This window comes from Oleiphilus sp. HI0128, assembly GCF_001635365.1.
The window spans coordinates 1-6,578 of record NZ_LWGG01000761.1; the positions used below are offsets into that span (position 1 = coordinate 1).

Here is a 6,578-nt window from a genome sequence, read left to right on the forward strand (position 1 = left end):
TTGTTGTAGAGCTGTTGGGAGATCAAAATAAAGTGATTTCTGAAGCCGGAGTGTCTGGTGATGTGGTGGTAACCGACTTGCACAATTACGGCTTTCCACTTATTCGGTATCGAAATGGGGATCGTGCGACGATTTCTTCTGCTACCACTTGTCAGTGTGGTTCGCCTTTCCCGCTGCTTCAATCTATTGATGGCCGTAAGCTGGACGTGATTAAGACGCCCGATGGGAGAACTATTCCGGGCGAGTTTTTTCCTCATTTGCTAAAGGATTTCACCAGTATCAAACAGTTTCAGGTTGTGCAAAATACCTTGGATAGTGTTGATATTTTCTTGGTTTTATTTTCGGAGGATTCTGATCAGTTAAAACGAGTCAAACACTTAGTTGAAGAAAATGTTGGTAGCGAAGTGCTTGTGAATATTGAACTCGTTCCTGAGATCGCCTTAACATCAAGTGGTAAGCTGAGAGTCACTATCAGTAATTTATCATGAAGCTTCTTATCGTTACGAACTTATACCCACTGCCATGGGAACCGAATCGCGCAACTTTTAATAAGCAGCAGTTTGACCGCTTGGCAGAGCGGCATGAGCTTACACTTATCGTCCCAATTGCTTGGCCAGAATATCTTCGCAAGAGAGCGCAGATTAGTTCCTATTCTGCCAGCACTAAATACACAGTTAAGTATATTTGCTATTGGTATACGCCGAAGCTATTTCAGCAGCATTTCGGTCATTTTATGTTTTGGTCGGTCTTAAAAGGCGCGAGGGAGTTAATTTCCTTTTCAGATTTTGATGCAGTGCTAGGTAGTTGGGCGCATCCTGATGGTTTTGTTGCGCAAAAGCTCTCATATAGGCTGAAGCTACCTTATTTTATTAAGGTGCACGGCAGTGATATCAATGTGCTGACAGAGGATAAGAATAGAAATAAACAGATTCAACAAGTATGCAAAGGGGCTACGCATATTTTTACGCCCTCTGATGCTTTGCGGCTTAAGGTTTGTGGCTTGGGAGTTGAGAAGTCTAAGGTAACCAGAGTATACAACGGTGTTGATAATAAGTTGTTTTATCCAGAGGAAATAGCGTCAAATCCTTATTTCTTATTTGTCGGAAACCTTAAAAAAGATAAAGGTGTGTTAGACCTCCTAGATGCGTATGATGGCTATGTAAAAAGTGGAGGGAGTAAACTATTAAAGTTTATTGGTGATGGCGCTATGAGCCCGGTATTGGCTGAAAGAGTCGCTGCTTATGGCTTAGAGGCCAAAGTTTCTATGTTAGGAGCCCTAAAGCATGCTGATACAGCAAAGTATATACGCCAAAGTGGTTTGTTAATACTTCCTTCGTATCATGAGGGAGTTCCAAATGTACTGCTTGAGGCTGCAAATTGTGGCGTACCGGTAGTTTCTACTCGAGTAGGTGGCATTCCAGAAGTGGTTAAGGATGGAGTTTCAGGTATTTTAATCGAAGCAGGCGATTGTGAGGCCTTAACTAAAGCTATGGTGGACTTTGATCTGAATACTGCTTGCTGGAATAGAGAAGTTATTAAGGCTCACGGAAACCTGTTTTCATGGCCAAAGAATGTAAATGAAATTGACCAAATTATATGTAAAGCAGTACAAGGAAGTTCGGATGCATAATAGCCGTAATGTAATATTGATTTGTAATTATTCCAAAAAAATTGGACAGAGTATATTTACGTGTTGAAGCAACTTTTAAAGACGTTAGTAGCTAAACTGCTTCCCTCATCAGTTTTATTGCTGAAGGGGGCGTCAGGAGAGGCTTCTGTTTACCTGACTTTTGATGATGGTCCAACGCCTAATGTTACCGATAAGTTGTTTAGCTTATTAGAAAAGCATAATGCTAAGGCGACATTTTTTGTAATTGGGAAAAAACTAGAACAACACTTCGAAATTGGGAAGAGCTTGGTAGAAGCTGGTCATGTGGTGGGTAACCACTCTTATGACCATATTGATTTTGGGCGTTTGCCTCTAGGTAAACAGCTAAAACAGGCAAATGATGCGGATGCTTGGATTAGTAAGCTGGAACAGTCGGGTTCCAGGTTGTTTCGGGCGCCGCAAGGGCGCTGGAGTTTTGGTTTGCTGTTTTCGTTAGTGAAAAACAAATTTCGTCCAGTGCATTGGAGCTACGATTCATTAGATTATTCCAATCTGAGTGCTGATCAGATTGTTGAAAACTTTAAGCAGAAACCGGTTGTAAATGGTGAAATTCTTTTATTTCACGACGACGCTGAGAAGTGTGTGCAGGTGCTAGAGATAATGCTTCCTCTATGGGAGAAGCAAGGGATTCAGTTTAAGGTGATTAGTTAATTATGAACATAGTTTACCATCATAGAACTCGTGGGCATGGTGCTGAAGGTGTCCATATTATGGGAATCGTCAATGCATTTAGAAAGATGGAACACCAAGTAACACTTCTTTCTCTTCCAGGCTCAGACCCGGAACATAAGGAAGAGCAGGTCTCTGGAAATAGTGTAAAGCAAGAAAGGGCTCCTTCCTTGATGTCTAGAATGCTCCATAAGCTAATGGAGATGACTAAGTATGTGCCTGAGTTTGTTTTCGAATTGATAGAACTTGCCTATAACCTAATCGCTTATATGCGGGTAGGTAAACAGCTTAAATCTCAAAATGCTGACATGTTATATGAGAGATATTCACTATTCATGTTTGGCGGTGTGTTGAGAGCTAGAAGGCTTGGTATTCCGGTTATTCTTGAAGTGAATGATGCTGCAATCGTTGAGCGGGTGCGGCCTTTGTTTTTTAAGGGGTTGGCTCGAAGAGTAGAAAAATGGGTGTTTAAGAAATGTGATGGGGTAGTGTTCATCTCTACTAATTTCAAAAACACTGTTGAGCGTGAACACGGAGTGATTGCCCCCAGTGTTATTTGCCCAAATGCGGCGGATATTGAACAATTTACCTTAGCTGGGGTAGATCGAACTCAAGTCAAAAAAGATCTAGGGCTCGAAGGCAAGGCGGTTTGCGGCTACGTTGGGGCCTTTGTTTACTGGCACGGCATTGATTGGTTTGTCAAAGAAATCGCACCTCGTTTAGCTGCTGAGCCTCAATTAGCTTTATTGTTGGTCGGTGATGGTGTTGTGTTTGAAGAGATCTTGGCTGTTGTGAGGGATAATGGTCTACAGGGGCAAGTGATTATGCCAGGTCGTGTGCCACATGAAAAAGTTGGGGATTATATTGCTGCAATGGATTATGGCATCCTTCCTGATTCCAATGAATACGGTTCGCCAATGAAGCTTTTTGAGATGATGGCGATGGGGGTTGCCTTGGTTTCGCCGTCATTCGAACCGATTGCAGAAGTCGTTGAAGATGGGGGAACTGGTTGGCTATTCCCCCCAAATGACAGAAAAAGTGCGGTTGAAAAGGTCATTGAACTATCAAAAGATACTCAAAATATCGAAAGAGTTGGCGAGCAGGCTGAGTCTTATATTCGTGATGAAAGGCAATGGACACATAATGTTCAGAAAATTTTAACGTTATTGTGAGGTCTTAGGTTTCGATGCTTAAATTGTTTCTTCAGGATATGCGCTATAAACAGAAGGTATTTGCTGATGATGGCGCCCCGGTAAGTTTGTTAAAAATATTCTTGAGTGATGGTACCTGTGCCAACTTTTTATACCGCTTGATGCAGGCTTGTTCGTCGTCTCGCCTGGGTTTGCCCTTCGCATTGTTGTTTCAATATCTGAATAAGTTACTTAACCAATGCGTTATTGGTTTAAGGGCTGATTTTGATAAAGGTTTTGTGCTGATGCACCCCGTTGGTGTTGTCATCAATTCCAATGTTCAAGGTGGACAGCGGATAGTCGTCGAGAGTGGTGTTGTAATCGGCGGTGAAAAAGGAAAAACACCTTGCCTGGGGGGAAATATTTTTATTGGTGCTGGCGCGAAGGTTATTGGTGGTGTCAGTGTAGGGGATAATACCAAAGTCGGTGCGAATGCTGTCGTGGTGAAGGATGTGAGTCAAGGGGATACAGTTGTTGGTATTCCTGCTAAGCCTGTTAAAAGAGTGAAAAAGATTGATGCTTGAAATGATATTTTGGATATCTCTCGCTTTAGTGGTTTATAGCTATGCGCTATATCCGCTTGTACTAATTTGCTTGAGCAGTTTCCGGCAGGCCAAAAAAGATATGTCATTTGTCCTGAAGAAAGACTCTAGAAGAGCAGATAATGTGCTTGAGAGTGATTTACCTGCTGTGGGTGTGATTATATCTGCCTTCAATGAGAGCGACTGTATTGCTGACAGAGTTAAAAACCTTCAAGAATTAAATTATCCAAAAGATAAAATTAAGTATTATATTGGCTCTGATGGTAGTAAAGATGATACCTCAAGCATTTTGTCAGCTATTGAAGATCCAAACCTGGTATTCATTGATTTTGAGGAAAATCGTGGTAAAGCTTCTGTTTTAAATGACTTGGTAAATCAAGCTGAAGAGGAGTTGCTAGTTTTTTCAGATGCGAATACAGAGTTTCAGGCGGATTCTATTCGTATGCTCGTGCGGCATTTTCAAGGGGATAACCAGGCTGACGCAGTGTGTGGAGAGCTGGACCTATATGCGGAAGAGACTGGTGAAAACTTAGATAGTGCCTACTGGCAGTATGAAAGAATATTGAAGTTTAATGAGTCTAGAATTTCGGCTTTATTAGGGGCAAATGGAGCGATTTACCTTATTCGTAAGCAGCTTTATAAGCCGATACCTCCCGACACTGTAGTAGATGACTTTACGATTGTTTTTCAGGTTGCTGTCGATGGCGGCGTTGTTAAATACGAGCCTGAAGCGGTTGCTCGTGAAGAGGTTGCGCCTTCTTCAGCTGATGAATATAAGCGTCGTGTTCGAATTGGTGCTGGAAATTTTCAGGCTTTCAGTCGCTTTTTGGCAGTGCTGAGTCCTCAGTATGGTGCCTTATGGTTCTCATATATCTCTCATAAAGTACTTCGCTGGCATGCACCGCATTTATTGCTTGTTGCCTTTTTCTGTTCGTTGGTTCTTTCATTTAACTCTTTCTTATACTCAAGTTTATTCATTATTCAGTTATTAGTTTATTTTGCTAGTTACCGTTGTAGAGACTCACTGATTTCAAACAAGTTGGTCAAGCTGGTTATCTTTTGGGTGAATATGAATTTTGCTTTAGGGCACGGAGCTTTGCGCTACTACAGTGGTGGTGTTAAAGGAACATGGGATAGCACAAATCGCTAAGGTTAGGCTTAGAAAAGGAAGGGGAATATTTTGTTTGGTTTGATTAGTGGTCTGGTAGTGTTATGTCTAGCGGTGTTCGCATTGGCTGTTGTCATGATACGAAAAAAGAACATGCACATATGGTTGGGGCATTATATTTCTATCAGGCTTAAAGGTAAGCCAAAGGTAGATGGGCCAGTGCACATCATGTTTTGTTTTGTGGATCACTATGAACCTCAGTGGGGGCGCCCGAATAGTCTAGAGGTTGAGCGGCAACGAGTTGATCGTTGGCATCAGGAGTATCCTGCTGCTTTTGGCCATATTCTAGATGCTGATGGTTGCTTGCCTAAGCATAGTTATTTTTACCCTGAAGAAGAATATCGTAAAGAACACTTGGATAAGTTGCAGGACCTTTGTGCTCAAGGTTTTGGTGAGCTTGAAATACATTTGCACCATGAAGATGATACGAGTGATAACCTGCGTGAAACATTGACTCGTTTTGCAAAAACCTTAAATGAAGAGCATGAAGGCTTGGCTGTTAATCCGGAAACTGGTTTGCTCTCTTATGGTTTTATTCATGGCAACTGGACTTTGGATAATTGTCATCCGGAAGGTAAATGGTGTGGGGTCAACGACGAGTTGATTGTGCTAAAGGAAACAGGTTGCTACGCAGACTTTACCCTGCCTTCTGCTCCCAGTGAGACCCAAACCTCAACGGTAAACTCGATATATTATGCTACTGACGACCCATTGCGGCCTAAGTCTCATGATAAAGGAGTGAAGGTAAAAGTGGGGCGTGAGTCATCTGGTGATTTGATGATTATCCAGGGGCCTCTGTGCCTGAACTGGAAAGAGAGAAAATGGGGGGTTATGCCGAAAATAGAAGCGGGTGATGTTCGCAAGTCAATACCCCCTTCTGAACACCGTGTTGATATGTGGGTGGATCAACATATTCATGTTGAGGGGCGGCCGGAATGGGTATTCGTCAAAATACATACACATGGTACGCAAGAGATGGATATCGATACATTGTTAGGTGAACCTACAGTAAAAATGTATGAGTACCTGGCTTCAAAATATAATGATGGCGAGAAGTATAAGATGCATTTTGTTTCATCAAGAGAAATGTATAACATCGTAAAAGCTGCAGAAGCAGGAAAGACGGGTAACCCTAATAAATTCCGAGATTTCTTGATACCTAAGCCTAAGGGGGTTTAAAAAAGCTTGTCATTTTATTGACGTATTTAGGTGTCATTAGTGTTGGCTATTCGTCGCGCAGTGTGTTGAATTAGTCTAAGTAAAATGCTTTTAAGAGCGTTAGAGTAGTGGTTACAAAATTAATGTATTTTTTGCTAGATATGTCTGCAGCTTGACCTACT

7 protein-coding genes are annotated in these 6,578 nt (G+C 41.9%); all 7 read left to right on the forward strand.

Annotated features, from left to right (window positions below; all coding sequences use genetic code 11):
• Window positions 1-488, forward strand: a 488-nt coding sequence (locus A3763_RS28575; protein WP_197482879.1) for a hypothetical protein, incomplete at its 5' end; no start/stop codon positions are given.
• Entirely contained in the window at window positions 485-1,630 is a 1,146-nt protein-coding gene (locus tag A3763_RS10480; protein WP_068515642.1) for a glycosyltransferase, read from the forward strand. The genes A3763_RS28575 and A3763_RS10480, both read left to right, overlap by 4 nt.
• Before the next feature lie 60 nt (window positions 1,631-1,690).
• Complete coding sequence (locus A3763_RS10485; protein ID WP_068508504.1) at window positions 1,691-2,320, forward strand: polysaccharide deacetylase family protein; 630 nt, start codon at window positions 1,691-1,693, stop codon at window positions 2,318-2,320.
• A 2-nt stretch (window positions 2,321-2,322) separates the two neighbouring features.
• A complete protein-coding gene (locus A3763_RS10490) occupies window positions 2,323-3,510 on the forward strand; it encodes a glycosyltransferase family 4 protein (protein WP_068515645.1) in 1,188 nt (395 codons plus the stop codon).
• A gap of 14 nt (window positions 3,511-3,524) precedes the next feature.
• Entirely contained in the window at window positions 3,525-4,052 is a 528-nt protein-coding gene (locus A3763_RS10495; RefSeq protein WP_068515648.1) for a serine O-acetyltransferase, read from the forward strand.
• Between the two features lie 100 nt (window positions 4,053-4,152).
• Entirely contained in the window at window positions 4,153-5,220 is a 1,068-nt protein-coding gene (locus A3763_RS10500; RefSeq protein ID WP_197476022.1) for a glycosyltransferase family 2 protein, read from the forward strand.
• A gap of 30 nt (window positions 5,221-5,250) precedes the next feature.
• The gene (locus A3763_RS10505) at window positions 5,251-6,417 is read left to right on the forward strand and encodes a hypothetical protein (protein WP_197476023.1); all 1,167 of its coding nucleotides are present in this window, start codon (window positions 5,251-5,253) and stop codon (window positions 6,415-6,417) included.
• Window positions 6,418-6,578: the final 161 nt, after the last annotated feature.